Raw genomic sequence first — 26,444 nt, 5'->3', positions numbered from 1 at the left:
TCTCTTATTTTCTCGACAGGTTCGACTGATTTCGACCGCCTCAGTTCGATTTCTCCGTTTCGGGCTCGGTTCCGGTGTCCGTCTTCGACTGGCCACCCGCCTGCTCGTCGACTCGAGACTCGGAATCCGAGGCCCCCTCTGCGAGCGCGCGGTCGATCTCGTCCTCGCCGATCGCCCCGAGGGATTCGACAGTGAGCACGTTGCCCCCACCGGGATCGAGCACGATGATCTCCTCACCTTCTTCGATCGTCCCGCTCGTCGATCGAGCGCTGTAGTAGGGTGCGAACCCGCCTTGCTCGAGTTTGACCTCGCCGTCTCGAGCGGTGACGGTCTCGGTGACGTAGCCTATCGACCCGGCCAGCGAACTCGAGTCGGTCGTCTGGGCAGTCCCCTTGCCACCGTAGAAATCGAACTCGTGGTAGACGTACGCCGCGGCGAGGCCGATGACGAGCGTCAGCGCTGCCAACACGAACGGACTCAACGGAGACGGGAAAAGCACACCGATCATCCCCGCACCGACCAGTGCGACACCGATGACGATGAGGTGAGCGCCGGGCGAGAGTGCCTCGAGCCCCATCAGCACGAGACCGGCGACCAGGAGGACGAGGGGCAGATTCTCGACGAGAAGTGCGAGCATATCTCGAGCTAAGTTCGCACCCGGATTAAAGGTTGCCGAGGGATTTCAGCGGGACGTCCGCCGAAGACCCGGTCGAGATCTCACAGCGGAATCGACACGACCTGGAAGACGACGAGGAGCATCGCGAGTGCACCGAAAATCACGAAAAGGACGTTCTCGAGTTCGGGATCGCCGGGTTCGACCGGCGTCGAGCTGGGCTCTGGACCGTACGGATCGTCGTCGGCAGCGTCCGATTCGACTGAGTCGTCAGCTGTATCGGAGAGGTCGAGTGGGACGCGGTACGCGTCGCCGGCGTCGTCGCGGTCGGTCCTCGGGCGCGTCTCGTCGGCCCCGATCCGACGCTCGCGGTCCGTCCCGTCGATTCGGTCGTCAGACCCACGGTCGCCCCAGTGATTTCCAGTGTCATCCCGTACCGTGTTCGGGTCGTGGACGTCCGGTCCGTCTGGCGACGACTCTCGTCTGTTATCGTCGGCACCGTCGGCTTCGGACGTATCGTCTGGCATGTCCTGTTGTAGTTGGTCCGGCATCAAAAACCCGCGGTCCGAGCGCTCGACTCGAGGCTTCGACCTCAGGTTCGGTCGGTTCGGTCGCTGATATCACCGCCGTAGACGATACCGCGTTCGGCATCGAGCGTCACGACGGTTCCATCTGCCGGTTCAGTCAGGTCGGTGCCGCTGATCATCGGAATATCCATTTCTCGGGCGACCAGTGCCGGGTAGCCAGTCAGACCCCGCTGGGCGTCGATGATCCCGCCGATCGTCGTCGGGTCGCCCTCGAACTCCTCGTCGAAGTCGGCTGGCAGCGAGAGGATCGCTCCCTCAGGCACGTCCGAGAGATCGCCGTCGGTGAGTCGCACGAGTGGGCCGGTCGCTCGACCCTCGACGACGACGCGGCCAGTCGTCAGCGCCTCCGCCGCGACGTGAACTTTCATCATGTTCGTCGTATTCGCGCCCTCGAGTTCGGTCATCATCCCACAGAGGACGACGACGGTGTCACCGCTCTCGGCAACGCCGGCATCGAGCGCCGCCTGAACGGCTTTCTCGACGACGGCGTCAGCACCCTGATCCGAGACGCGTGCGTACAGCGGCGTGACGCCCCACGACAGCGCCAGTTGGCGGCGAACACCGTGGCTCTGCGTCGAGGCGACGACCGGAACGCCGGGCCGGTACTTGGCCGTTTTCAGTGCCGTGTAGCCGGACTCCGTCGCGGCCACGACGGCGTCCGCGCCGATGTCACGCGCGAGGAATCGCGCCGACCGAGCCAGTGCGTCAGTCCGCGCTTCGCCGGCGGCGGGTACACGTTGCTCGAGCAACTCGGCGTACTCGTCGGAGTTCTCGACCTGCCGGATGATGCTGTCCATCGCGTCGACGACCGCGGCCGGGTGGTCACCGATGGCCGTTTCAGCCGACAACATGACAGCGTCGGTACCGTCGAGGACGGCATTTGCGACGTCCGACGCCTCCGCTCGCGTTGGCCGGCGGGCGTGAACCATCGAGTCGAGCATCTCCGTCGCGGTGATTACCGGCGAACCCGTGTTGCGACACTGGCGGATGATCCGTTTCTGGATCATCGGGACGTCTTCCATCGGACACTCGACGCCCAGATCGCCGCGGGCGACCATGATCCCGTATGAGGCGTCGATGATCTCCTCGAGGTTGTCGACTGCGCCCGCACGCTCGATCTTCGCGATGATCGGAATCTCAGCGCCCAGTTCCTCTAAAACCTCGCTGACCTCGTAGACGTCGTCGGCGTCTCGGACGAAACTCGCTGCGACGAAGTCAACCCCCTTCTCGGCGGCCAACTCGAGGTCCTTGCGATCGCTTTCGGTTACGATGTCCAGATCGAGATCGACACCGGGGACGTTGACGCCTTTGCGGCCGGCCAGTTCGCCGCCGGTGTCGACCCGCGCTCGAACCGCCTCACCGTCGCGTTCGACGACCGTCGTCTCGATCAATCCGTCGTCGAGCAGGATTCGGTCGCCCGGCTCGACCTCGTCGATCGGCAGCGAGAGGCCCACGGTGTCCGGCGACGCCTCGTCGCCTTCGACGAACTGGATCTCAGACCCCGTCTCGAGTGAGACCGTCTCCCCCTCGGGAAGCGGCGCAGTTCGGACTTCCGGCCCCTGCATGTCGAGCATTACCGCGACGGGCTCGGCCCGATTCTCGTCGACAGTTCGAACGCGATCGATCAGATCGGCTCGGTCCTCGCGACTACCGTGACTCGCGTTGAGCCGAGCGACGGACATCCCCGCGTCGGCGAGCTCGCCGATCGTCTCCCGATCGCTCGAGGCGGGCCCGAGCGTGCAGACGATTTTTGCGTTTCTCATAGCTCGACGTAGCGCGAGCACGGTCAAAAAGATAGGTGATTAACTCATATCCGAGTTTCTTTCTATGCAGTATACTGCCACGTCAATCGTTTTCCGCGGGACCGGCGGATAAACAGGACATGACTACTTACGCATCGCTCGTCGACGTCGACGACCGAACCGTCCAGAATGCCCAAGAACTGTCGTCGATCTGGGGTGAGATCAGAACGGAGTTCGAAGATCACGAGGCCGAGATCATCGACTCGTATGCGATTTTAGGTGAGCATGATTTCCTCGTCGTCTTCGACGCAGCCGACCAGGAGTCGGCGTTCAAATCAGCGCTGACGCTCCGTCGCCACGGGCTGTCGGCACAGACGATGTCGCTCGTTGACACTGACGACTTCGCGCATCTGGTTGACGATATCTGATTGCCGCGCACAGACTCTCACACGATGACTCGAGTCAGTTCGCCGGTTGTTCTAGCAGACGGGTGACGCGCTCACCGCTGACGACTTCGGGGATAATGACGTCGTCGGCACCGGCTTCTCTCGCAACCGACTCGTACATCTCCTCACCGACGCGAACGAGGATATCGGGAGACGACGTGGCCGTCCCGCTGACGATCGTAATCTGGATGTTGACGTTCGAGTCGTCGATCGCAGCGACAAGCTTCGTCGCCCGTTCGACGCCCGCCGCTTGCAACACCTGCTCGCGTCTGGCGTCGCCTCTCACCAGCAGGTGCCCATCCTCTCGGACGCGCTCTGCGTGGTTCTCGTCGATTTCGATGACGACCACCGTCCGGTCCGCCTCGGCGAGCCGGTTAGCGATCGTCCGCCCAAACATCCCGTAGCCACAAACAATGACGTGATCGTCGGTGTTTTCGATTCGTCGGTGCATTGTTACTCGTGAAAGTTCCGTTCGAATCCGTCCCCCGAACGCCTCGGTAACGACCGTCTCGCCGATCCACACCCCCGTCAGAACGAGTCCGACCGTCACGAGAACGGCGTAGGCCTTGGCCGCCCGTTCGGGGCCCGTGTGGTCCTCGAAGTGGAGATCGATACTCGTCAGATCCACCAGCCAGAACGTCGCCTCCACGAAGCCGACGTTCCCGAGCATCGAGAGTCCGATGACGCCCACGATAACGGTCGCGACGAAGACGCCGATCGGGGCCAGCGTTCGACGCAAGATCGGCCGGCCCGAAAGCAGTGGTGTGTTATCGAGGGACACACACGGTGGTCGATGTCGCTATACAAATAGCTGTTCAATAACGCTTTTTCTGCCGTTTGAACGGGATCGCTACTGAATTGTGTCCGATACTGTTCAAAACGACAGCGAACGCGATTGATCGGGTAGTTCGGTAGTGACTGTACAGCAGCTGAACAGCGAGATTCTTACTGCACCTTCTCGCCGACGACGGCGTCCCCGTGGGTCGTCAACAGGTCAGCCTGATCGCCCGCAGCGAGAATCATGCCGTTCGATTCGACACCGAACAGCTCCGCCGGCTCCATGTTCGCAAGCAAAATACACTTCTCGCCGGGCAGTTCCTCGAGGTCGTGCAGTTGCTTGATCCCCGCGACGACCTGTCGCGTCTCGAAGCCGATGTCGACCTCGAGGCGTGCGAGGTCGTCTGCGCCTTCGATTCCTTCGGCCTCCTCGATGCGGCCGACGCGGATGTCGAGGTCCTGAAAGTCCTCGAACCCGATCCGGTCCTCGAGCAACGGCTCGAGGTCGTCTGTGTCTGCCATACTCTCGGCTTCGTCCCCATCGGTGTCGTCGCTTTCGGTTTCGTCTTCGTCACTGTCGTCCGATGCGACTTCGACGCGGGCCTCGAGTTTTTCCGTGAGTTCTTCGACGCGCTCGTCTTCGATCTTCGCGAAGAGTTCGCCGGGTTCCTCGAAGGTTCGGGGTGGGGCCTCGAGGGCGGCCTCAAGGTGAGCATCGGCGATTTCGCCGTCCTCTCCCAGCTGTTCCCACAGCTGTTGGGCCTTCTCGGGAGCGATTGGCTCGAGGAGGACGCCGACGGCCTTGGCGATCTGGACGCAGTCGCGGATGACCTGTGCGGCCTGCTCGGGGTCGTCGTCGGTGAGCTTCCAGGGCTCGTTGCGCTGGATGTACTCGTTGCCGAACTGTGCGAGTCCCGTCGCGGCCTGCCCGACGCCGCGAAGCGAGTAGTCGTTGACGCTCTCGCGAACCTCGCCGATAGCCCCCTCGATACGTTCACGGACCTCCTCGGAGACGTCTGCCTCGGGCGTTCCCTCGTAGTTGCGGTAGGCAAACAACAGCGAGCGGTACCAGAAGTTGCCGACGGTGCCGACGAGTTCGCCGTTGACCTTCTCCTGGAACGCCTCCCACGAGAAGTCGACGTCCTGCTGGAGGCCGCCCGTCGTCATCAGGTAGTACCGGAGGAGATCGGGGTGGAAGCCTTCCTCGAGGTACTCTTTGGCCCAGATCGCCCGGTTGCGGCTGGTCGAGAGCCCCTTGCCGTTGATCGTGATGAAGCCGGTTGCGGCGATCCCGCGTGGCGCGTTGTAGCCTGCGCCCTCGAGCATCGCCGGCCAGAAGATCGCGTGGTGCTGGATGATGTCCCGGCCGATGAAGTGGACGATATCCCCGTCTGCCCGCCAGACGTCTGCCCAGTCATATTCGTCTGCCCCCACGCGCTCGGTGTACTGTTTGGTCGAGGAGATGTACTCGATCGGGGCGTCGACCCAGACGTAGAGTACGAGGTCGCTCTCCTCGTCGCCGTCACCGTCAGGATAATTAATTCCCCAGTCCATATCCCGCGTGATACACCAGTCCTGCAGGCCGTCTTCGATCCACTGGCGGGGCTGGTTGCGCGCGTTCGAGGTCCCCTCGAGATCGTCTAGGAACTCGGTGAGGTAGTCTGCGAACTCCGAGACCTCGAAGAACTTGTGGGTACGCTCGCGATACTCCGCGGGGTTGCCCGTGATCGTACTCGTCGGATTCTCGACCTCGCCCGGCTCGAGGTGGCGCTGACAGCCCTCGTCACACTCGTCGCCGCGAGCCTTCTCGCCGCAGTACGGACAGGTTCCCTCGACGTAGCGGTCGGGAAGGTACTGGTCGGCCTCGGGATCGTAGGCGACCTGAATCTCCTTCTCGTAGATATAGCCTTCCTCGTCCAGCGTGCGGACGATCTCCTGGGTCGTCTCGACGTTGGTCTCGTCGTGGGTGTGGCCGTAGTTGTCGAACTCGACGTTGAACTGCGGGAACGTCTCCTCGTACTGGTGGTGCCACTTGAGTGCGAACTCGGCTGGATCGACGCCTTCTTTCTCGGCGTTGACGGCGACCGGCGTCCCGTGCATGTCCGAGCCACAGACGTAGGCGGATGTCTGTCCCAGTGTCTCGAGCGTTCGGGAGAACGCGTCTGCACCGATATAGCCTCGCAGATGACCGATGTGCAGGTCGCCGTTGGCGTAGGGCAACCCACACGTCACGACCGCGGGTCGATCCGTCGGAAACTCGTCGTTGCTCATACCCATGCTGAGTCGGCGGCGGGCGTAAAACCCGCCGGTTTTCGATCGACGGCACTGGTGTGACTCTTGCTACCACAACTCTCGAAGGAACTTTCCCGAGCATCGAGTGGCGGTTCGAGTCCGCCGCTCGAGACAGTCAGGGCGGGCCGTCAGTCCGCGCCGTCACCACGGTCAGCCAGCCAGATGTCGGGCAACAACCCCAGTCGACTGCCGAAGAAAAGGCCGACTCCCACGAGCAAACAGCCGAAAAAAGCGAGCAGGAACGCGGATCCGCTTGGGCTGACGACGAGCGCGACGGCCGCACCGACCCACGCCAGCCAGGCCAGCGCCTCCCAGGGCCGACCGGCGTGCAGTCGCCAACTCGAGAGCGAGAGCGCAAAGCCGCCAAGTGCGGCCGCCACCACGATTCCCTCGAGCACCGTCGACGCCGCGACCAGTCCCACGAACCCGGTGAACGCGACGATATCGAATCGATCCATCGCCATCCGTCAGTCGTCGCTCGTCACCGGAACGCTCGCACGCATCTCGAGGCGATCCAGATCGGCGATGAACGAGGCGAGCATCTCACGGGTAACGTGGGGCATACAGACGACCCGGAGTTCGCCGGTCGCGGTTCGAGAGATGCGCCATCCTTTCGCGCGCAACGCATCGAACGTCGATTGGGGCACGTCGGCCGCCACGAGTGGCAGCGTCGGCTCGACGACGTCGTAGCCGCGTTTCTCGAGGGCATCGGCGAGCCACTCGGCGTTTCGCTGGGACCGAACGTACTGATTGCGGTACCCCTCGGGCCACAGTGTCTCCATCGCCGCAACCGCACTCGCGACGCCAGCGCCCGAGCGAGTGCCGGTCAGCGTCGCCTGCGACGTCGACTCGAGATACGGCGTGTCGACGGCGAGTACGTCGAGTACGTCGTCCGAGCGAGCGAGCAGCCCGCCGGCGGGGACGGCCGCCTGCCCCATCTTGTGGGGATCGATCGTCATCGTATCGACCGCGGCGTGGCCGAAGTGCCACTCGTCGTCGGTAAACGGCAGGACGAATCCGCCCCAGGCGGCGTCGACGTGGAACATGGCATCGACCGATTCGGCGATCTCGCCGAGTTCCGGGATCGGATCGACGCGGCCGTACTCGGTCGTTCCCGCGACGCCGACCACCAGCGCCGTCTGTTCGTCGACACACGAGCGGACGGCCTCGAGATCGGCCCGATACGTCTCGTCCGTGGGGACGATTCGAAGGTCGACGCCGAGGACGTCGGCGGCCTTTCGAAAGCTGAAATGACCCGACTCCGGAATGATGACGTTCGGCGTCCGTGTCTCGGCCCGCTCGCGGGCAATCCGAACGGCCTGAATGTTCGCCTCAGTCCCGCCGCTTGCGATGTAGCCGGCCGGCTCCTCGAGGCCGGTGAGTTCGCCGAGCATCGCGATGGCTTCGTCCTCGAGCGCCGTCACGGTCGGGTACGTGCCGGGATCGCCGGGATTCGTCGCGAGAAACCGCTCGGCCGCCTCGCGTGCATCCGGGTGGGGCTCCGTACACATCGACGAGAGCACCCGGTCGAACGCCTGCGGCTCGATTTGCATATCACGAACGTAGATTGGTGTCGATTTATGCGTTCTGTTTGTCGAATACGGGGTCGCGGGAAAACGACGTGTCGTGGGTCGATATCGACCCGAACGATGCAGCGAAATCGCGTGTGACCGGCGTTAGCGGACCGAGTCGAGGACCAGTTTCTGCTCGGTCCGTTTGACCTCGTGTTGGACGTCGCGGACGGCGTCGATGTTCGCCGAAATCGAACTGACGCCTTCGTTCACGAGGAACTGCACCATCTCCGGTTTGGAACCGGCCTGGCCACAGATGCTCGTGGCGACGTCGTGTTCGCGGCAGGTTTCGATGACGTCACCGATTAGCCGAAGGACGGATGGGTGAAGCTCGTCGAACCGGTCGGCGACGTTCTCGTTGTTCCGGTCGACCGCGAGCGTATACTGGGTGAGGTCGTTCGTCCCGAAGGAGGCGAAGTCGATGCCCGCCTCGGCCATCTCCTCGACCGACAGCGCGGCGGCCGGCGTCTCGATCATGGCGCCCCACTTGCGTTTTTCGGGATCGATCCCGGCGTCTTTCATGAGCGCTTTCGCGCGGTAGACGTCCTCGGCGTCGTTGACCAGCGGGAGCATGATCTCGACGTTGTCGTAGCCCATCTCGTAGAGCCGGCGGAACGCCTCGAGTTCGTGGGCGAAGACGTCGGGCCGATCGAGCGAGCGGCGGATGCCACGATAGCCGAGCATTGGGTTGTGCTCTTTGGGCTCGTCCGATCCGCCCTCGAGTTGGCGGAACTCGTCGGTCGGTGCGTCGAGCGTTCGCACACGGACTGGACGCGGGTAGAACTCGTCGGCGACGCCACGGATGCCCTCGATGAGCTCTTTGATGTAGGCGTCCTCGCCGTTTTCCTCGATGAACTTCTCCGGCGTCTGGTTCAGCGAGAGAATCATGTGCTCAGTCCGCAGGAGGCCAACGCCGTCGGCGCCCGTCGCGGCCGCACGCTCTGCAGCCTCGGGGATCGAGACGTTTACTTTGACCTCGGTCGCGGTCATCGGCTTGACTGGGGCCTGCGGGCGAACCTCCTCGACAGGTTCGGTTTCCTCTTCGGGTTCGACCGTCTCACCATCGAGCACCGCGCCTTTGTCGCCGTCGAGCGTGACGATCTGTCCGTCTTCTAAGACCGTCGTTGCGTTGGTCGTGCCGACGATGGCCGGCACGCCCAGTTCGCGGGAGACGATCGCGGCGTGGCTGGTCATCCCACCCTCGTCGGTGATGATCCCCGCGGCTCGTTTCATCGCCGGAACCATGTCGGGCATCGTCATCTCGGTGACGATTATGTCGCCCTCGCCGACCTTCTCTAAGTCGTCGAGCTTTCTGACGATTTGGGCTGCCCCGCTGACGGTCCCCGGACTCGAGCCGAGGCCGTCGACGAGGACTTCGCCGGAGGCACTATCGCTCGAAGGTTTGTCGCCACGGGCGGCCTGAGCCTGTGCACTCCCGCTGCCGTCAGTAACGCTTTCGGAGACGTCGATCGTCGCGCCGGTTGCAGCCGCCTCGCCGCTGCTCTCGTCGATCGTCGTGATCGGACGGGACTGGAGCATGAAGACCTCGCCCTCGACGATCGCCCACTCGACGTCCTGGGGTTGGTCGTAGTGGTTCTCGACGCGTTCGCCGAGTTCGACGAGTTGTTCGATCTCGTCCTCGCTGAGGACGCGTTCGGTTCGTTTGTCTTCGGGAACCTCGCGCTCGACGGTCTGTCCAGTCTCCTCGTCTTTTTCGTGCATCACCTTCTTCTCGGCGACGGTGACGTCGACGTCGCCGTCCTCGCGGGAGATGATGTAGTTGTCCGGCGAGACGGCACCGGAGACGACGGCTTCGCCGAGTCCCCACGCGGCCTCGATGATCATCGTTGGATCACCGGTCGAGGGGTGGCTCGTGAACATCACGCCCGACTTCTCGGCGTCGACCATCTGCTGGACGACGACCGCGATGTTGACCACCGAGTGGTCGAAGCCCTGTTCCTGTCGATAGTAGATCGCCCGCTGGGTGAACAGCGAGGCCCAACACTCTCGAACGCGGTTGAGCAGGTTCTCCTCGGTGACGTTGAGGTACGTATCCTGTTGTCCGGCGAACGATGCGTCGGGGAGGTCCTCGGCCGTCGCCGAGGATCGAACGGCGACGAACGCCTCGCCGTCGCCGATCTCGGCGTAGGATTCGAGGATTTCCTCGCGCAGCTCGTCGGGGAACGGTGTCTCGAGAATGAGTTCCTGTGCACGATCGGCCGCCTCGGCGAGCGCACTCGAGTCGTCGACATCGACGTCGACGGCGTCGAACAGTTCGTCGTCGATTTCGGCCTCTTCGATAAACGATCGATAGGTCCCGGCAGTTACTACGAATCCTGGTGGCACGGGCAGCCCAGCACCCGTGAGTTCGCCCAGGGAGGCGCCTTTGCCGCCGACTTTCTCCAAGTCGCCGGCACTGATCTCGTCCAGCCAGAGTACAGCCATCTCTATATCGGTGGACAAGCGAGCCGATAAAGAAGGTTGCGAACAGCCGCCACGATTAGGAACTCAAAAATGAATGAGGATCTATAGTAGGGTAGAAATACGCCGGTAGCGTCGACATACAGCGTGATTGTCGTGCGAAAAGATGGCTGTTCACGCACGTCACGAATCTGCACTGCAGTAGTTGGCACGACAGCCGGCTCCGAGTCCGTGCTCGAGTCGACGCCGATCCGGCGTCAGATTGGGCCAACTCAGACGTTTCGGGCGATCGTCAGATAGCCCGTGTGGCCGACCGGCGCGGTCGACGGCCGGGAGCCGCGGTCGTCGAACTGCATCTCCCGCTGGATCGTCTCGCGCGTCCGGACGTTCGATAAGCCGGCCTCTCGAGCCGCGTGGACGACTTCGCGGGTCGACTCGATGAAGGGGCTGTAAACCGCGACGAAACCGCCGTCGACCAACAGGTCGGGGGCGTGTTCGACGACCGACGGTGCATCGCCCGTATCGAGCGTCAGCACGTCGAACGACTCGTCCTCGAGTTCCTCGAGTTCCTCAGTCAGATCGCCCGTGCGGACGTCGACGGCGTCGGCGACGCCACCGAGCGCCATGTTCTCGCGGGCGACCTCGGCGAACTCCGGATTGCGTTCGTAGGTCACAACCGAGGCCCCAGCGCGGGCCATCGACGCCGAGAGCACGCCCGTGCCGGTCCCGGTGTCGAGCACACGGTCGCCGCGGGAAATCCCCGTTTCACCGATCACGAGGCCGACGTCGCGGGGCACCATCGGCGCACCCGTGCGCTCGAAGTGGTGAAACAGATCGGGGCCGCGCAGCCGGCGCACCTGAAATTCGTCACCCAGATGCGTCTCGATCGTCTCGCCCGGCTGGACGTCCTCGGGAACCTCGAGCACGCCGAGGTCGGTTCCCTGCTCGCCGCCGGGCTGGACGAGATACTCGCGGTCGCCCCGGACGAGCAAGACCGGAACGCGCCCGTCGCCGTCGCTCCCGCGGGTCGTCTCGGAAGCTGAATCGTCACTCACGCGCTCGTCACTCGAGGGAGCCGACTGCTGCGGCCAGATCGCCGTCGTTCTCCTCGAGCGCTTCGCGAGCTTCGTCCTCGCTAACGCCGGTTCGAGTCACGACGAGTTCGACGTCCTCGTCCGGGATCGCGCTGCCGGAATCCGCGTCGCCGCCGGCGCTGGCACCGGCTCCGGATTCGACCTGTTCCGGTGAGCCGATGACCTGATAGGTCTCCTGCCCGCGGGCGTCCATCTTCGTGACTTCGGCGTCGTCGAAGACGAGGTCGTACTCGTCGGTTCGGATGATGACCTCTTCGGCCTCGATGTCCTCGACATCGATCCCCATCTGTTTCATCATCTGTTCCATCTTGCGCGGGTTCAGTCCGCCGCCTCCTCCAAACATACCCGACACGTCGCCACCCGCGACCTTTTACTTTGTCGTTCGGCATACGGCCACCGCCCGCACGCGACCGTCGAGAACCGACGTGTTCAACGGGCCAGCGCACCGACCGTCGGCGTATGGGCGACGAATTCGACGCGCTCCTCGAGTTGCTCGAGTTGAAAGACGAACGCCGGACGGGGTGGGTCCTCCGCGGGATCGAATCGCCGGAGTCGGTCGCCGCCCACACGTGGGGGACGGCCACGCTGTGTCTCTTTTACGCTGATCGAGCCGCGGTCGACCGCGACCGAGCCGTTGCGATGGCACTCGTCCACGACCTCGCGGAGGCGCGCACGGGCGATATTCCGACCCGCGCAGCGGATGCCGACGACACCCGGTCCCCCCCGAGCGATGAAAAGGAAGTACTCGAGCGAAACGCCATCACGGAACTGCTCGAGCCGTTCGAGACGGACGAGTGGTTGACGCTCTGGGAGGAGTACGAAGCCCGGGAGACGCCCACCGCGCAGTTCGTCAAAGACATGGATCTGCTCGACAACTGTCTGCAGGCGCTGAAATACGAACGCGAAAGCCGCTACGACGAGACCGAACCAAACGACGCGTTCACCGAGTACGAGAACCTCGACGAGTTCTTCGCGACGGCCGCGCCGCGGCTCGAAACGTCTGTTGGCAACGCTCTGTTCGAACAGATCAAAACGCGATACGAACAGGAGATCGGGCGCGACTGCAAAATTTGACCTGCGAAGTAACCGGCCAACTGGCTCGAGTGAAACCTCAATACGTGACCGCTCTGGAACCCCAGCGGTCAGTACAGGAGAAATACTTTACACACGAGATTATTTGATGATATTATGACAGGAATTGGGGCTGCCGTACTCATCGGGAAGTATTCGGCAGGCGCAACTCTTGGCTGCCTCATTATTGTATATGGAATGAACGAGTTTCTGTCTGCTACAGGTTACTCTTGGTATCGGTTTGCTGCCTATCAAGGCAGCGGGATTGTTATTACGTTCATTGGATGGATGGTTCTACTCACTACGCTCGTCAACTTATACGGTGAATTGAAAGATAAGTAAGCACCTGTAGTGAGTAGTTGTTCCACGCCGGCCAACAGCTGAAAAACCGTATCGCAACAGTGCCTACTAACTGAACCACGCTTCATATTGCCCGAGCAGCCGTCGTGCAGCCGGATACGTAGAGTGAGACTACTCCGCGGGCGCGCCTTCGCGGACCGTCACCGCCATTCCGGTGTCGAAATCCTCGATCGCGTCGGCCCCGAGTTGTGCCGTGCCGACCGCGATCAGCTCGCCGCGCTCGTGAACCACAAGCACCTCGTCGCCGGGTCGAATCTCGTCGCCGACCTCGAGGACGAACTTCGCGAAGACGTTCTTTTCGTCGCGGACGAACGGCTCGCTCTCGTCGTCGACGACGACGCGGTAGGCCGGATGCTCGAGAGCGTCGTGGAGTCGGCGACCGCCCTCGAGGCCGAGGGTAAAGCGGCCGTCGATGCCAAAGGATACGAGCCGACCGCTTTCGGCATGGACCTGCTGGGGGCGTCCCGACGTGGTGCGTTTGATCGTCAACGATTCGGTTGGCGGGAACAGCGCTTCTCCGGCGCCGGCACCGAACTGGTAGTCCGCGATCATTCGCAGATTCGAAAGGCCCGTCTGCCCGTTCTCGTCGACTGACTCGCTCATTGGGCGAGATTGCATGCGGGCCGTCGAAAGCCCTTCGACCTCGCGTCGTGACTGCGCGGTCGAAGACACAGGACAGGGTGAACGTCCAGTTTAACTAACAAAAACGAGATAGAGAACATTATAATACTCGATCGAGTAGTAACTATATCGCATGGACGTCACGCAAATCGTGCTTGGGGTGGTGTTGCTCGTCTTCGGCACCCTGACGCTGGCCGGGCCGGCCACCCTCGTCTCGGGGACGATGATGTACCTCCTGACGGGTGTGACACTCTTTATTACCGGATACGCGCTCCTGATCGGGCTGTCACAGCGCCGGTACTCGAATCAGTCCTGAGCCTCGGGCACCGCGATCAGAGCAGGAACGTTTCGTGGCGGTCGCCGAGGTCGAGAAACGAGTCGGTCGCTTCGATGAGTTCGTCAGCGGTCGAGGACTCGAACGCCATCACTTCGACGCGGACGCCTTCGTGGCGCAGGTGTGAACAAAGTCGCGAGAAGTCGCCGTCGCCGGTACAGAGGACGATCGTATCGACGTGATTGGCGAGTGTGACTGCATCGAGACTCATTCCGACGTCCCAATCCGCCTTCTTGGTGCCGTCGGCGAACGTCTTGATGTCTTTGATCTTGGGCTCGAAGCCGATATCGACGAGCGCCTCGAAGAAACTCTCCTCGTCGGGCGCTTCCGCACGGATCACGTACGCGATCGCGCGGGTGAGCTGGCGATCCTGCACGGCCTTGTCGAGAAGCGCAGAGTAGTCGATATTGCGGCTGTAGATGCTCTGTGCGGTGTGATAGAGGTTCTGAGCGTCGACGAGGACGGCGACGCGCTGACCGGGATGAATTTCCGTCACGTACTAGAGTGCTACGCGCGGACGTAAAAAGTCACGTCGGTCGTTCGATGCTGCGTCGGCCGGTCGCGGTCGTTAGCTGCGGAGTTTCTCGATGCGCTTTTCGGTCGGTGGGTGAGTCGCAAACAGCTGTGCCATGAGGCTCTTGTCGGCGTTGAAGATACATAGCGCGCTCATACTGTCGTCGACGGTGGATTCGCGACCTTCCGCCCCACTCGAGATTTTCTCGAGGGCGCGAGCGAGGGGGTCGCCGCTGCCGATGTACTGTCGGGCGTCGTCGTCGGCGACATACTCGCGGTATCGGGAGATCGCCAGCACGAAGATCATCACGAGCATGTTCGCCAGTGAAGAGGCGACCATCGCGAGGATCCAGGTACCGATGTTTCGCTCGCCGCCCATCAGGACGGCGAAGTAGGCGACGTAGCCGACCATCATCCCGATGGATTGGCCGACGACCATCGTGATGACGTCGCGGTTTTTGATGTGGGCGATCTCGTGGGCGATGACGCCCTCGAGTTCGTCGCGGTCGAGGAGTTGCATGAGCTCCGTCGAGACACAGACGACGCCAGCGCCTTTCCGACCGACGGCAAAGGCGTTGGGGACGCCCATATCCATCACCATCAGCTTTGGCTTCTTGACGCCCATATCGCGGGAGAGCGATTCGGTCATCTGGTGGACGTCACGGTACGGACCGTCCTCGGGCATCTCTTCGGCGCCTCTGAGCGCCATCCACTTGCCGAGTTTGTACTGGAAGGCTGGCAGGATGATGATACCTGCGGGGAGTACCAGGAGCGGGTCGACACCGAACATCAGGGCGAGAACCGTCGCTGCCCCGACGTAGAAGGCGAACAGGATGGTGCCGACGACGACCATCCGGATCTTCAGTCCGAAATCTGTCATAGTCAGATATACGTACTGCTGCGGGATAAATTACGCGAAAGATACTGGTAACCTGTGACACTGTTGTGGGCCAGTAACTGATCGAAGACACAACGGCTAAGTTGGTCGAGTCCGACCAGCCAGTTATGCGTCACGTCGCTCACCGGCCCGATACGCCCGTCGTGAGCGACGCCGTTGCTCGTTTTTCGAAACGTAAACGCGTGTGAAGTGTGCTCGAGGCGGGCGTAGCGCCCCCGTCCCGGGTGCGAGCCGGAGCCAGTCTGATTCGAGCGACGTCGAGTTGGACACCCCACGCGTGAATCATCATAATAAAGTATCCAACGACCGACTCACACAGCAATAGACAACCCATGACATCCGATATCGACTTCACCGGCGTCTTTCCCGCGATGTGTACGCCGTTCACCGACGACGAACGTATCGACTTCGAAACACTGCAGGCCGACGCCCAGCGACTCGAGGCAGCGGGCGTCGACGGGCTCGTCCCCGTCGGCTCGACAGGCGAATCCGCGACGCTGACTCACGACGAACACGTCGACGTCGTCGAAGCAGTCATCGACGCCGTCGACGACGTCCCCGTTATCGCGGGGTCGGGCTCGAACAACACCCGTGAAGCGCTCGAACTCTCCGAGCGCTCCGCCGAGGCCGGCGCTGACGGCCTGCTCCTGATCTCGCCGTACTACAACAAGCCCGAACAGCGCGGGTTCATCGAGCACTATCGAACGATCGCCGACGCGATCGACCTCCCACAGATCGTCTACAACGTCCCCTCGCGGACGGGCCAGAACATCGAGCCCGACACCGCCGTCGAGCTCGCGAGCCACGAGAACATCGCGGGTTACAAGGCCGCAAGCGGCGATCTCGGCCAGATCGGCGAGATTGCAGAGCGAACGGTCGACGAGGACTTCGCCGTCCTCTCGGGCGACGACGCGCTCACCCTGCCAGTCATCTCGGTCGGCGGCACGGGGACCATCAGCGTTGCTGCAAACATCGAACCCGAGCGCACGTGCGCGATGGTCGGTGCGGCCCTCGACGGCGATTACGACCGCGCTCGAGCGATCCACCACGAACTCGGGCCGCTGTTCCGGGAACTGTTCGTCGAAACCAACCCGATCCCGGTCAAGGAAGCGATGGAGATCCGGGGGTACGGCCCGGCCCGGATGCGGTCGCCGCTGACCCGCCTCTCCGAGGAGCATCGCGCCGACCTCGAGGCCATCCTCGCGGATCTCGAGGCCGAGCCGACCGCGGTCGCCGACGGCAGCGGAGAGGACGATCGATGACGGTCCGAGTCGGTGTCACCGGCGCGACGGGCCGGATGGGCCGGGAAGTGATCGCCGCCGTCGACGACCACGCCGACTGTGAGGTCGTCTTCGCCGTCTCCCGAAGCCCCGACGGTGAGACGGTCGACGGCGTTGAAATCGAGTCCGCGGACGACTTCGACTCGCTGCTCGCCGAGTGCGAACCGACGGCCGTCATCGACTTCACTGGTCCCGAGTCGGCCGTCGAGTACGCCACGGCCTGTGCCGCCGCTGACGTCGCGTTCGTCACCGGCACAACCGGCTTCGACGACGACCACCTCGAAGCCCTCGAGGATGCGAGCGAGGAGGTCGCCGTCCTCCACGCGCCGAACTTCGCCCGCGGGGTGCAGGCCCTGCTGAACGTCGTCGGCGAGGCCGTCCAGAACCTGCCGGGGTACGACGTCGAACTCGTCGAAACTCACCACAACGCAAAGCGTGACGCCCCGAGTGGCACGGCAAACCGCCTGCTCGCCGAGATCGAAGCTAACGGCGAGTTCACCGAGCGCACGCACGGTCGCGAGGGCGAACAGCCGCGCGAGACCGGTGAGATTGGCGTCCACGCGCTCCGTGCCGGCGATATCACGGGCGAACACGAAGTGCTCCTCGCGGGCAACCACGAGGAACTGCGGCTCACCCATCGCGCAGAGGACCGCGGCGTCTTCGCGGCCGGAGCCGTCGACGCAGCGGCGTGGATCGCTGGACAAAAGGCAGGTTGGTACGACTTTGCGGACGTGATCGCAGAATGAGCGCACTCGAGAGCGAAATCGACGAGCTGTGGGGACAGTACCAGAACGATGAGGTAAGTGCGGACACCGCAAATGAAGACGCGTACACGACCCTCGATGCCTTCCTCGACTCCCTTGAGGCCGGCGAGATCCGCGCCGCCGAGAAACACGGCGACGCGTGGGAGGCAAACGAGTGGGTCAAGCAGGGCATTCTGCTCAACTTCGGCCTGCGCGCGACCGAGCCCCGCGAGTACGGCGGCGTCACGTACAACGACGTCCTTCCGCTGGCAGACTCGAGCGCCTACGGCGACCGCGGGAGCCGCAACACGCCCGACGGCACCGTCGTCCGCCGCGGTGCCCACATCGGCACGGACTGCATTCTGATGAGTCCGGCGTTCGTCAACATCGGCGCCCACGTCGGCGACGGCACGCTGGTCGACTCCTGTGATACGGTAGGTTCGTGTGCACAGATCGGTGCGAACGTCAAACTCGGCGCGAACACCCTCATCGGCGGCGTGCTCGAGCCGGTCGAGAACGCACCGGTCATCATCGAGGACAACGTCTCGCTGGGCGCTGGCTGTCGCGTCACGAGCGGCTTCGTCGTTGGCGAGAACAGCGTCGTCGGCGAGAACACGCTGCTGACGCCGCGCATCCCGGTGTACGACCTCGTCGAGGAGGAAGTGCTGTACGGCGAACTACCCGCCGATCGACGCGCGTTCACCCGCTTCGTCGAATCCTCGATCAGCGACCACGACCTCTTCGAGGGCGGCGCGTACAAACCCGCTGTCGTCGCGACTGACCTCGAGACGGAAACCCTCGAGGCGACCGAACGCGAAGACGCCCTGCGAGAGTAACCGCAACCGCAGACAGCCGTCACTCCGTCACCGTTCGACGAGAGCCGGGACGACACGAAACCGTTTTTATACCCGAGTGAAAGAGTGGTCCAATGGGAGCGACCGATGATGACCGAGTCTACTACGTCATCAGCGATCTCCACATCGGCGGCGACGAGCAACTCGAGGACGTCGAGTTTCTCGACGAGTTGCTGGAGTTTCTCGAACGGCTCGAGCAGACCGACGAGCCAGCTGAGTTAGTGATCAACGGCGATGCGTTCGGACTCTGGGAGTTCACCACGATTTCTGGAATCGAGAAGTTCGACTCACTCGAGGAGACGTATCCGAAGCTCTTCGAGCAGTTCCGGGCGACCGGGGAGAATATCCCGATTACGATGCTTCCGGGCAATCACGACCACGAGTTGGCCGCCTACGACGAGTACGTCGAGCGCTTTGCCGAGTACAACGTCACGCTCGTCCAGGAACAGTCGATCACGCGGCCGGTCGGCAGCCGGGCGATCCACTTCGAACACGGTCACCAGCAAGACCCGAACAACCGGATCGAGGACTGGGGGAATCCGTACGCCACGCCGCTCGGGTACTTTTACAACACGCTCGTCACCAGTCGGGCGGGACAGCTTTCGGATCGAGGCCGATACAACTGGCTGAAAGACGTCCAGGCAGTGACGCCGACCGAACGGATGCCGGTGTGGCTCCTCTCGAAGTACTTCTACCGCGAGATGAACCCCGTGCTTCGGTACGCGCTGGTGCCGTTTCTGTTGCTGTTTAACATCAGCGTCCTTCTCGTCATCCTGACGAGCCTCGATCTCGCAGGCATCTGGTCGATGCCGATCGACCGAGCGACCGGCTTTCTCAGCCGGTTCGGCACGGCAGGCACGGCGATCTGGTTCCTGCTCGCCGTCAACGTCACGATCACGGGTTTAGTGATGCTCGTCGGAATCCCGCTGTATTTCATCCGACGGGACGTCAGGAAGACCATCAGTCGGTTCGGGATCTTCGAAACCGAACTCACCGTCGACGCCGAGACGCCCTACGCTGAAGCAGCCCGCGAGGTGTTCGAGGAGGACCCGGAGACGGCCGTCTTCTGTTACGGCCACACCCACCGCCCGCGACTACAGGAACTTGAGGGCGGCGTGGCCGTCAACACCGGGACGTGGCTCAAACGCCTCCATCGACGCGACGGGATTACCGGCATCCTCCCGCCGGTGTTCTACCCGTCCTACCAGCTCTGTACGGTCCGTATCGCCGCCGAACCCGAGGCTGGCGGCATCGTCGTCGACTACGAGGCCATCGAGAAACCGAGCCCGAAAGCCGAGGAACTCACCCTCACCGAACGCCTGTTCACCGTCGGCCGAGAGCCCGAACTCGAGTTACCCGAGGGGACGGTCATCGAAGATGAGACGGTAGTGGCAGAACCGAAGCCAGCCGAGTGAGTAGCGCTGAGAACCCGCGCACCTGTAAATCCAAAGCCTTGACTTCTCGCGGTTACGTACAAGCGACAATGACTGCGCTCGAGGGGACACCGTCGGTTCGCCGGCTCACGGCGTGGGATCCGGCAGAACTCGAGTCCCGTGCGTCGGAGTACGGGACGCCGTTGTACGTCCTCGATCTCGATCGAATCAGCGAGAACGCCCAGCGACTCGCGTCGGCCTTTCCCGACGCCGAAATCCTCTATGCCGTCAAAGCGAACGCGCTCAAAGACGTCCTCGAGACGCTCCACGGGGAGGGGATCGGCCTCGAGTGTGCGTCGGCAGGCGAACTCACGCGGGCGCTCGACGCGAGCGACGACGGGGCCGCCGTCCACTACACGGCTGTCAACCCGCCCGCGCACGATCTCGATCAGGTCGTCGAGGCGTGGGAGGCGTACCCGGAGCTGACGATCACCGCCGGCTCCGAGGACACGATCGACCGCCTCGCCGACCGCGGCTACGACGGCCGACTCTGTCTCCGAGTCAACCCCGGTATCGGTGCCGGCCACCACGAAAAAGTCCAGACCGGCGCGGCCGCGAAGTTCGGCGTGCCAGCCGAGCGCGCCGTCGACGTCCTCGCCGATGCTGCCGAGCGCAGCTTCGACGTCGTCGGTATCCACGCTCACGTCGGCTCTGGTGTCTCGAGCGATCAACTCGACGCCCACCGGGAGTTCGTCTCACGGATGGGTGAGATCGCCCGGTCAGTCACGGAGGCAGTCGGCGACCTCGAGTTCGTCGACGTCGGCGGGGGCTTCGGGGTCCCCTACCGCGAGGACGAACAGCCGCTAGACCTCGAGGCAGTCGCCAACGCGACCCGAGAGGCACTCGGCGATGTGAACGCGCAACTGACGATCGAACCCGGGCGCTACCTCGTCGCCGACGCCGGTGTATTGCTGACCGAGATCAACACGGTCAAAGCCGCCCGCGACACGACCGTCGTCGGCGTCGACGCTGGGATGACGACGCTCTTGCGGCCCGCGATGTACGACGCGTACCACCCGATCCGGAACCTGACGGCCGCACGTGAAGCCGACTCGAGCGACGCCGAACGCGGCCGCGAGCAGATCCCACAGACGATCGCCGGTCCGATCTGCGAGAGCGGCGACGTATTCGCGACGGATCGTACCCTCCCGGCGAGCGAACGCGGCGACGTGATCGCGATCGGGAACGCGGGTGCGTACGGATACGAGATGGCCAACCAGTACAACTCCCGACCCCGGCCCGCCTCGGTCGTCACAGAAGACGGCACAGTGCGACTCGCTCGGCGACGCGAAACGATCGACGACGTTACCAGAGTCGAACGCGAGAGGTAAGATATCACGATCATCCTGTCGTCGATACGGCCCACGTATCACCCGCGATGGGCAAGTGAGACCACGCCAGACGAAAACAGACAGCAGCCCCAGAATCGAGCCCCGATTCCGCAGAATACAGCGTAACCGAACGATGACCGTTCCATTCCAAAAGTACCACGGCACCGGCAACGACTTTCTGATCATCCACGCGGCCGAATACGTCCCCGATCGGGCCGCACTCGCTAAACGCGAGTGTGACCGCGACACCGGCGTCGGTGCCGACGGAATCCTCTATCTCGCCCTAGAAGAGGCGTTCAACCCGCCACGCGTCGTGATGACGCTGGTCCAGCCCGACGGCTCGACGGCACCGATGTGTGGCAACGGCGCCCGCTGTGCCGCCGAGTGGGCCATGCAGCGAACCGGTACCGATAGCGTCATGATCGATACACAGGCGGGCACCTTGCGTGCGGATCGCACTGACGACGGCATCACCGTCGAGATGGGGACGCCGACGTTTGCCCCCGAAGACATCCCCGTCGACGCCGACGAACCCGTCTTCGAGGAGTCGATCGAAGGCCTCGAGGTCTCCGTCGTCAACACCGGCGTTCCCCACGCCGTCGCGTTCGTCGACGACGTCGACGACATCGATCTCGAGTCGGTTGCGCCGCCGGTTCGCCACGCCGACGTCTTCCCGAAGGGTACGAACGTCACGATCGCTAGCCTCGACGGCGACGGCGGCTTCCGTCAGCGGACCTTCGAGCGCGGTGTCGAAGGCGAAACCGACTCCTGTGGCACCGGTGCGGTCGCCATCGCCGTCGTCGCACGTCGACTCGGCCTCACTGACGCCGACCCGGTCACCGTCACGCCGCCGGGTGGCGAACTCCGCGTGAGCTTCAACGACCGCGGACGGGCGACGCTCGCCGGTCCCGTCGAACACGAGTTCGACGGCGAAGTTTCGATCGAGTCGCCGGCCGAACAGTGACTGGGGACCGATTCGACGCACCGGTCACCGACAGCGCCAGCGGCGACGGCGAAGGGTCGTTCGACCCGATCGCATTCCTCGAGACCGCCGTCCAGACGGCCTCGAACGAGGACGTCGGCCCGATGCGCGAGTACCTCTGTGAGACGCTTGAAACCCACGGCGTCGAGCCTCGCGTCGACGACGGTGGGAACGTGCTCGCGACTCGCGGCCCAGCCGATGCCGACACCCACGTCGTGTTGAACACCCACATCGACACCGTCTCGCCACACGTCCCCTTCGAACGCGACCGAGAGGGGTCGGAAGCCGGCGGCAACGACGTGATTCGGGGTCGTGGATCGTGTGACGCAAAAGGGCCACTCGCGGCGCTGCTGGCTGCGTTTTTCGCGGTTGAGCCCGCAACCGGCCGCGTTACGCTTGCGATCACTCCCGACGAGGAAGTGCTCTCGACGGGCGCATACGAACTCGTGACGGGCGAGGACTGCCCCACGCGTGACGCCGACGCGGTAATCGTCGGCGAACCCACGAACCTCGACGTCTGCACGGCGGCGAAAGGCCGCTTTCAGGGCACGATCCACCTGACAGGTGCCAATGCCCACGCGGCCGAGCCAGAGACGGGAATCAACGCTGTCGCCGCTCTCGAGTCCGTCCTCGAGGTGATCCGGACGTTCGGCGAGCGCGACGACGCGCCGCCGACCCATCCGCAACTCGGTTCGGCGACGCTGACGCCGACGGTCGTCGAGGGTGGCGAGACGACCAACCAAGTGCCGGCCGACTGCGCGCTGACGGTCGACCGCCGCAGCGTTCCCCCGGAAACGGCCGACGCCTTCCACGAGGCGCTGACCGACCAGTTGCGGACGGCCGTGCCCGACGACGTCGGCGTCGAGTTCCGGTTTACCGACCGACCGACGCCGTTTCTCGAGGCCTGGGATACCGACCCCGACGCGCGGGTCGTCGACCTGCTCACCGACACCGCCGGCGGCGACGTTCGACCGTTTACCGCGGCGACGGAAGCGTCGTACTTCGCGACGGACGCGCCGACGATCGTTTTCGGCCCCGGCGTGCTCGCCGACGACGACGGGGCCGTCGCCCACGCACCCCGGGAGTACGTCCGCGTCGAGGCGGTTCGAGCGGCCGCTGCGGCGCTCGAGACGACGATTGCGGCGTTGCTCGAGTAGTCCTTGATCCCTTTTCGACGCCGGAACCGACCGTCAGATCGCCATCAAGACGATCGCGAGCACGCTGGCCGCGATGGCAGCCACCTTGCGGGGCGTAACGGCCTCTTCGAACGCGAGGATGCCGACAAACGAACTGATCACGATGAACAGCCCGAAGATCGGCACGACGACGCTGACGGGACCGAGCGCGAGCGCACGGTAGTAGCTCAGGAGGCCGACGGCTAGCAGACACCCCATCGCGAGAATGTGCGGGCTGTACCGGTGGCTGAGATAGGGCCGAATCGGCAGCTTTCGGACGATGATCACGGCCCCGACGGTGCCGAGCATCACCGAGTTCGAGAGAAAGACGGCGGTCGTACTCGGGATGTCGATCATAGCGATCGAAAGCAGCGGGGCCACGAGGCTGTAGGTGAGACACGCGACTACCGAGAGCACGAAATACCGTCGCATCAGCGATCACCACTGGCCGCCAGATAGATCGCGAGCACGGCCACCGCGATGCCGGTAGCGCGGGTCCCGGTCAACTCCTCGCCGAGGACGGCGATGCCGACGACGGAGCTGCCGACGATGAACAGCCCGTAGATCGGCACGACAACGCTCACCGGGCCGGCCTCTAGAGCGGAGTAGTACGCCAGAATGCCGACGGCGAGAAAGAGGCCGGCGACGTAGACGTAGCCTGCGGCCGGCGTCGTCGCGTACGCCGGATCAGCGGTCCCCGTCACGAGGAGGACGCCGAATGTGAGCGTCAGAAACACCGCCGTGGAGAGAAACAGGGCGACAGCCGGCGGCACAGCCGTCGTGACGACGCTCGTCAGCGGCGGGATCAGGCCGTAGGCAACGAGCGCAATCGCGAGCCACAGGAGATACTCCATGTATGCCAGTGATACCCGTCGCGAGGCATATATTATCGGGTCGGCTCGACTGCATTGACACACCTCGTAGTGCGGCAGGGAATGCGAATTAGTAGCAGGCTGGCGTACGGTGGGCATGGCATCGATCCCAGCCGAGTTCCAGGATTTGTTCGAGAAGCAAACGTTCGCCCACATCGCGACGCTGTTACCAAACGGTGCGCCGCACGTAACTCCCGTCTGGATCGACTACGACGCCGATGCCGACCGCCTTCTGGTGAACACCGAACGTGACCGTCGAAAAGAAAAGAACGTCCGCAACGATCCGCGCGTCGCCGTCAGCATGACCGACCCGGACAATCCCTACCGAATGCTCTCGGTCACGGGCGAGGTCGACGAACTCACGACCGACGGCGCACGCGAGCACATCGACGAACTGGCTCAGCGGTACGTCGGTGAAGACGAGTACCCGAACCCGATTCAGACCGAACGGGTTCTCGTCTCGATCAGACCCGACCACGTCAGTCACTTCGAAGGCTAACCGGGCGCGCGTAGCGGTCGGGTAGACGGTCGCCCGTTCGAGCCGATCCGCTCTCGTTTGGTCTCGAGTGACCTTCCCCGGCAGCGTAACGACCCGTATGACTGCGAGAGTCACCACTGGGTCGAGATATACAACAGCGCGATCATCCCGAGGATCGCCACCACGAACAGGGCGAGCGTGGCGAGTTCTGGATAGAGGTAGTCGATCATCGCTTCCACCGATCGTTGGGCGTTGTCGGACAAATCGGTGTTGATCCGCCGACTGGCCGGACTCGAGTGACCGATAGAGCAGTCGTCGATCGCCCCGACCGGACGGTTTTTGTCGCTGCTAGGTCACGTATACGACAATCCGTGTTTCCCGCTGCCGTCGGCACCGACGTCGCCCGTGCGACACAACCGCTCGCCACAGCAGCCGCGAACGACGGTTTACTCACCGTTGCCAGCCCCGGCATCGCTCGAGCGGGCGCCGTCGTGGTCGTCTGGGCGTGTCTCACACTCGGTGTCGGCTGGCTGTTGCTCGAGCGATTCACTGCGAGCACGCGCGCGATCCGAGACGACATCGACGACCGTCCGGATCTCGTCTTTCCAGTCGGGTTCATCGTCTTCTTCGGCCTGCTCGTCCTCGTCTCGCTGCCGCTGTTCGCCACGTCAGTGCTCGAGGTCCCAGTGGTCGGCGCGATCGGTACGGTTGTCGCCCTGCCGAGTCTCGCGCTTTGGGGTGTGCTGGCCATCGTCGGGGGCGCATACGGCACCCTGGCCGTCGGCGACTGGCTCGCCGGCCGCGTCGGCTCCGACACTCCGTCGGCGTGGTCGTCGCTCATCCTCGGGACGATCACCGTGGGCTTGAGCCAGTTCGTGCCAGTTCTCGGCGCGGTCGTCGTGATGAGCGTCGCGACCGTGGGTACCGGAGCCGTCGTAAGACGCCGTCTCGACGACGGCAGCGATGATCGATCGGCGACCGACGACGCTGACGAGCCGATGGCCCCGCGAGTGGGAGACTCGTCGATGGACGATCCGCTGGCCGTCGACCGAGGAGCCGACGACGGCCGGAGCCGTGGGCGAGAACGCGACTCGGCGATCACACGTACTCGAGGAAATTCTGCAGATAGACGACGGCGTTGAACGCGCCGTGGACCAGTGCCGGCACGATCAGCGTGTCCGACAGTTCGTAGAGCACGCCGAGATACAGGCCGAGTGCCGTCACCGTCCCGAGACTGACGAGGACGGCAGCGATATCGTCGCCCATGTAGACTGGCAGGTGGACGACGGCGAACACGACAGCAGTGAGCGCGACCGCCAGCGCCGTCGGAAACGCTTCACCGAGGCGCGACTGGATGATACCGCGGTAGAGGAGTTCCTCGCCGGGACCAGTGAGGAGGATTGCGATCGGGATCCCGAGCAGCAACAGGAACGGATACTCGCGTCCCTGTTCGATGCCGGAGTGGGTCGTTCCTTCGCTCCCTGCACCGAACGGATCGAACGCGTCGATCGCCAACTGGTAGCTGACGGCGACGGCGAACGCACCGAACAGCCCGGCGACGATCCACACCAGATCCCAGCGGTCAGGTTTGCGAAGCCGGAGAAACTCGAGGATAAAGGCGCGGTCGAAGCCGCCGCGGCGTACCAGCAGATACGTCAGCGCGAGGCCGCCGGCCCCGACGACGTTGAACGCAACTGACGACGCGATCTGGGTGACCGTCTGTGCCCGGTAGCCGACGACGAGCAGATGACCCTCGACGCCGAGCGTCGCCGCAAAGCCGGTGAGCCAGCCGACGATCCCGAGACCGAAACAGAGCCCGAGCGCGCGAATTCGCGGCGGGATCGCAATCGACGGCCGATGATTCGGGGACATACATCGTGATCGGTTCCGTGACTAAAAATAGATGCGGACTGTCGTACCGACTGATCGATCCCGGGTGTCGAAGTCGGCGGCAGT

General features: G+C 63.7%; 29 protein-coding genes. 13 read left to right on the top strand and 16 right to left on the bottom strand.

The window, feature by feature from the left end; genetic code table 11:
- Positions 1 to 40: 40 nt before the first annotated feature.
- The 3 genes from GCU68_RS10165 to pyk all read right to left on the bottom strand — a co-directional run bounded on the left by GCU68_RS10165 (position 41) and on the right by pyk (position 2,963).
- Complete coding sequence (locus GCU68_RS10165) at positions 41 to 637, bottom strand: NfeD family protein (protein WP_152941278.1); 597 nt, start codon at positions 635 to 637, stop codon at positions 41 to 43.
- A gap of 80 nt (positions 638 to 717) precedes the next feature.
- Positions 718 to 1,140 (bottom strand): DUF7312 domain-containing protein, encoded by a 423-nt coding sequence (locus GCU68_RS10160; protein ID WP_152941276.1) that lies wholly within the window; start codon positions 1,138 to 1,140, stop codon positions 718 to 720.
- Between the two features lie 65 nt (positions 1,141 to 1,205).
- A complete protein-coding gene (gene pyk / locus GCU68_RS10155; protein ID WP_152941274.1) occupies positions 1,206 to 2,963 on the bottom strand; it encodes a pyruvate kinase in 1,758 nt (585 codons plus the stop codon).
- Positions 2,964 to 3,082: 119 nt separating this feature from the next.
- Here pyk and GCU68_RS10150 point away from each other — a divergent pair, with 119 nt between their 5' ends.
- Positions 3,083 to 3,370 (top strand): GYD domain-containing protein, encoded by a 288-nt coding sequence (locus GCU68_RS10150; RefSeq protein WP_152941272.1) that lies wholly within the window; start codon positions 3,083 to 3,085, stop codon positions 3,368 to 3,370.
- Between the two features lie 34 nt (positions 3,371 to 3,404).
- On the opposite strand, the gene GCU68_RS10145 is transcribed toward GCU68_RS10150, so the two are convergent.
- The 7 genes from GCU68_RS10145 to GCU68_RS10115 form a co-directional block, all read right to left on the bottom strand.
- Positions 3,405 to 4,169: a potassium channel family protein gene (locus GCU68_RS10145; RefSeq protein WP_168927087.1), complete on the bottom strand. Its 765-nt coding sequence runs from the start codon at positions 4,167 to 4,169 to the stop codon at positions 3,405 to 3,407.
- Between the two features lie 164 nt (positions 4,170 to 4,333).
- Positions 4,334 to 6,436, bottom strand: coding sequence for a methionine--tRNA ligase (gene metG, locus GCU68_RS10140; protein ID WP_152941270.1), 2,103 nt, complete (start codon positions 6,434 to 6,436; stop codon positions 4,334 to 4,336).
- A 149-nt stretch (positions 6,437 to 6,585) separates the two neighbouring features.
- On the bottom strand, positions 6,586 to 6,921 hold the full coding sequence (locus GCU68_RS10135) for a hypothetical protein (protein ID WP_152941268.1): 336 nt from the start codon (positions 6,919 to 6,921) through the stop codon (positions 6,586 to 6,588).
- Positions 6,922 to 6,924: 3 nt separating this feature from the next.
- Positions 6,925 to 8,010, bottom strand: a complete 1,086-nt coding sequence (mfnA, locus tag GCU68_RS10130) for a tyrosine decarboxylase MfnA (RefSeq protein WP_152941267.1) — start codon at positions 8,008 to 8,010, stop codon at positions 6,925 to 6,927.
- A gap of 123 nt (positions 8,011 to 8,133) precedes the next feature.
- Positions 8,134 to 10,473 (bottom strand): phosphoenolpyruvate synthase, encoded by a 2,340-nt coding sequence (gene ppsA / locus GCU68_RS10125; protein ID WP_152941265.1) that lies wholly within the window; start codon positions 10,471 to 10,473, stop codon positions 8,134 to 8,136.
- Positions 10,474 to 10,721: 248 nt separating this feature from the next.
- Positions 10,722 to 11,504, bottom strand: a complete 783-nt coding sequence (locus tag GCU68_RS10120; RefSeq protein ID WP_152941263.1) for a methyltransferase domain-containing protein — start codon at positions 11,502 to 11,504, stop codon at positions 10,722 to 10,724.
- Between the two features lie 7 nt (positions 11,505 to 11,511).
- Complete coding sequence (locus GCU68_RS10115; protein WP_152941261.1) at positions 11,512 to 11,886, bottom strand: nascent polypeptide-associated complex protein; 375 nt, start codon at positions 11,884 to 11,886, stop codon at positions 11,512 to 11,514.
- A gap of 116 nt (positions 11,887 to 12,002) precedes the next feature.
- Here GCU68_RS10115 and GCU68_RS10110 point away from each other — a divergent pair, with 116 nt between their 5' ends.
- Together GCU68_RS10110 and GCU68_RS10105 are read left to right on the top strand one after the other, a co-directional pair.
- On the top strand, positions 12,003 to 12,617 hold the full coding sequence (locus GCU68_RS10110; RefSeq protein WP_152941259.1) for an HD domain-containing protein: 615 nt from the start codon (positions 12,003 to 12,005) through the stop codon (positions 12,615 to 12,617).
- Between the two features lie 114 nt (positions 12,618 to 12,731).
- Entirely contained in the window at positions 12,732 to 12,956 is a 225-nt protein-coding gene (locus GCU68_RS10105) for a hypothetical protein (RefSeq protein WP_152941258.1), read from the top strand.
- Between the two features lie 129 nt (positions 12,957 to 13,085).
- Here GCU68_RS10105 and GCU68_RS10100 read toward each other — a convergent pair whose 3' ends face one another.
- Positions 13,086 to 13,577: a PUA domain-containing protein gene (locus tag GCU68_RS10100; protein ID WP_152941257.1), complete on the bottom strand. Its 492-nt coding sequence runs from the start codon at positions 13,575 to 13,577 to the stop codon at positions 13,086 to 13,088.
- Positions 13,578 to 13,728: 151 nt separating this feature from the next.
- On the opposite strand from GCU68_RS10100, the gene GCU68_RS10095 reads away from it, so the two are divergent.
- Positions 13,729 to 13,911, top strand: coding sequence for a hypothetical protein (locus GCU68_RS10095; protein ID WP_152941255.1), 183 nt, complete (start codon positions 13,729 to 13,731; stop codon positions 13,909 to 13,911).
- Positions 13,912 to 13,927: 16 nt separating this feature from the next.
- On the opposite strand, the gene GCU68_RS10090 is transcribed toward GCU68_RS10095, so the two are convergent.
- Positions 13,928 to 14,425 (bottom strand): LabA-like NYN domain-containing protein, encoded by a 498-nt coding sequence (locus tag GCU68_RS10090; protein ID WP_006066551.1) that lies wholly within the window; start codon positions 14,423 to 14,425, stop codon positions 13,928 to 13,930.
- A 72-nt stretch (positions 14,426 to 14,497) separates the two neighbouring features.
- Positions 14,498 to 15,322, bottom strand: coding sequence for a M48 family metallopeptidase (locus tag GCU68_RS10085; protein WP_152941253.1), 825 nt, complete (start codon positions 15,320 to 15,322; stop codon positions 14,498 to 14,500).
- A 350-nt stretch (positions 15,323 to 15,672) separates the two neighbouring features.
- Between GCU68_RS10085 and dapA the strand changes: the two genes are divergently transcribed.
- The 7 genes from dapA (at position 15,673) to GCU68_RS10050 (ending at position 23,120) form a co-directional block, all read left to right on the top strand.
- A complete protein-coding gene (dapA, locus tag GCU68_RS10080; RefSeq protein WP_152941251.1) occupies positions 15,673 to 16,602 on the top strand; it encodes a 4-hydroxy-tetrahydrodipicolinate synthase in 930 nt (309 codons plus the stop codon).
- Positions 16,599 to 17,366, top strand: a complete 768-nt coding sequence (dapB, locus tag GCU68_RS10075) for a 4-hydroxy-tetrahydrodipicolinate reductase (RefSeq protein ID WP_152941249.1) — start codon at positions 16,599 to 16,601, stop codon at positions 17,364 to 17,366. Before dapA ends, dapB begins: the two co-directional genes overlap by 4 nt.
- Positions 17,363 to 18,199, top strand: coding sequence for a 2,3,4,5-tetrahydropyridine-2,6-dicarboxylate N-succinyltransferase (locus GCU68_RS10070; protein ID WP_152941247.1), 837 nt, complete (start codon positions 17,363 to 17,365; stop codon positions 18,197 to 18,199). The genes dapB and GCU68_RS10070 overlap by 4 nt, the downstream gene beginning before the upstream one ends.
- 92 nt (positions 18,200 to 18,291) lie before the next feature.
- Positions 18,292 to 19,632 (top strand): metallophosphoesterase, encoded by a 1,341-nt coding sequence (locus GCU68_RS10065; RefSeq protein ID WP_152941245.1) that lies wholly within the window; start codon positions 18,292 to 18,294, stop codon positions 19,630 to 19,632.
- Between the two features lie 68 nt (positions 19,633 to 19,700).
- Entirely contained in the window at positions 19,701 to 20,981 is a 1,281-nt protein-coding gene (gene lysA / locus GCU68_RS10060) for a diaminopimelate decarboxylase (RefSeq protein WP_152941243.1), read from the top strand.
- Between the two features lie 133 nt (positions 20,982 to 21,114).
- Positions 21,115 to 21,945 (top strand): diaminopimelate epimerase, encoded by an 831-nt coding sequence (gene dapF, locus GCU68_RS10055; protein WP_152941241.1) that lies wholly within the window; start codon positions 21,115 to 21,117, stop codon positions 21,943 to 21,945.
- On the top strand, positions 21,942 to 23,120 hold the full coding sequence (locus GCU68_RS10050; protein WP_152941240.1) for a M20 family metallopeptidase: 1,179 nt from the start codon (positions 21,942 to 21,944) through the stop codon (positions 23,118 to 23,120). The genes dapF and GCU68_RS10050 overlap by 4 nt, the downstream gene beginning before the upstream one ends.
- Before the next feature lie 33 nt (positions 23,121 to 23,153).
- Here GCU68_RS10050 and GCU68_RS10045 read toward each other — a convergent pair whose 3' ends face one another.
- On the bottom strand, positions 23,154 to 23,570 hold the full coding sequence (locus tag GCU68_RS10045; protein ID WP_152941238.1) for an EamA family transporter: 417 nt from the start codon (positions 23,568 to 23,570) through the stop codon (positions 23,154 to 23,156).
- Entirely contained in the window at positions 23,570 to 23,992 is a 423-nt protein-coding gene (locus tag GCU68_RS10040) for an EamA family transporter (RefSeq protein WP_152941236.1), read from the bottom strand. The genes GCU68_RS10045 and GCU68_RS10040 overlap by 1 nt, the downstream gene beginning before the upstream one ends.
- Before the next feature lie 115 nt (positions 23,993 to 24,107).
- Between GCU68_RS10040 and GCU68_RS10035 the strand changes: the two genes are divergently transcribed.
- Both GCU68_RS10035 and GCU68_RS10030 read left to right on the top strand, forming a co-directional pair.
- A complete protein-coding gene (locus GCU68_RS10035) occupies positions 24,108 to 24,509 on the top strand; it encodes a PPOX class F420-dependent oxidoreductase (RefSeq protein WP_152941234.1) in 402 nt (133 codons plus the stop codon).
- A gap of 350 nt (positions 24,510 to 24,859) precedes the next feature.
- A complete protein-coding gene (locus GCU68_RS10030; RefSeq protein ID WP_152941232.1) occupies positions 24,860 to 25,630 on the top strand; it encodes a hypothetical protein in 771 nt (256 codons plus the stop codon).
- On the opposite strand, the gene GCU68_RS10025 is transcribed toward GCU68_RS10030, so the two are convergent.
- Positions 25,587 to 26,360 (bottom strand): CPBP family intramembrane glutamic endopeptidase, encoded by a 774-nt coding sequence (locus GCU68_RS10025; RefSeq protein WP_152941230.1) that lies wholly within the window; start codon positions 26,358 to 26,360, stop codon positions 25,587 to 25,589. The two genes, GCU68_RS10030 and GCU68_RS10025, sit on opposite strands and share 44 nt — an antisense overlap.
- Positions 26,361 to 26,444: the final 84 nt, after the last annotated feature.

Origin of the sequence: Natronorubrum aibiense (assembly GCF_009392895.1) — an archaeon.
Lineage (GTDB): Archaea > Halobacteriota > Halobacteria > Halobacteriales > Natrialbaceae > Natronorubrum > Natronorubrum aibiense.
The sequence above is the reverse complement of the archived record's forward strand: the minus strand, read 5'-3'. Positions and strand labels throughout refer to the sequence as shown.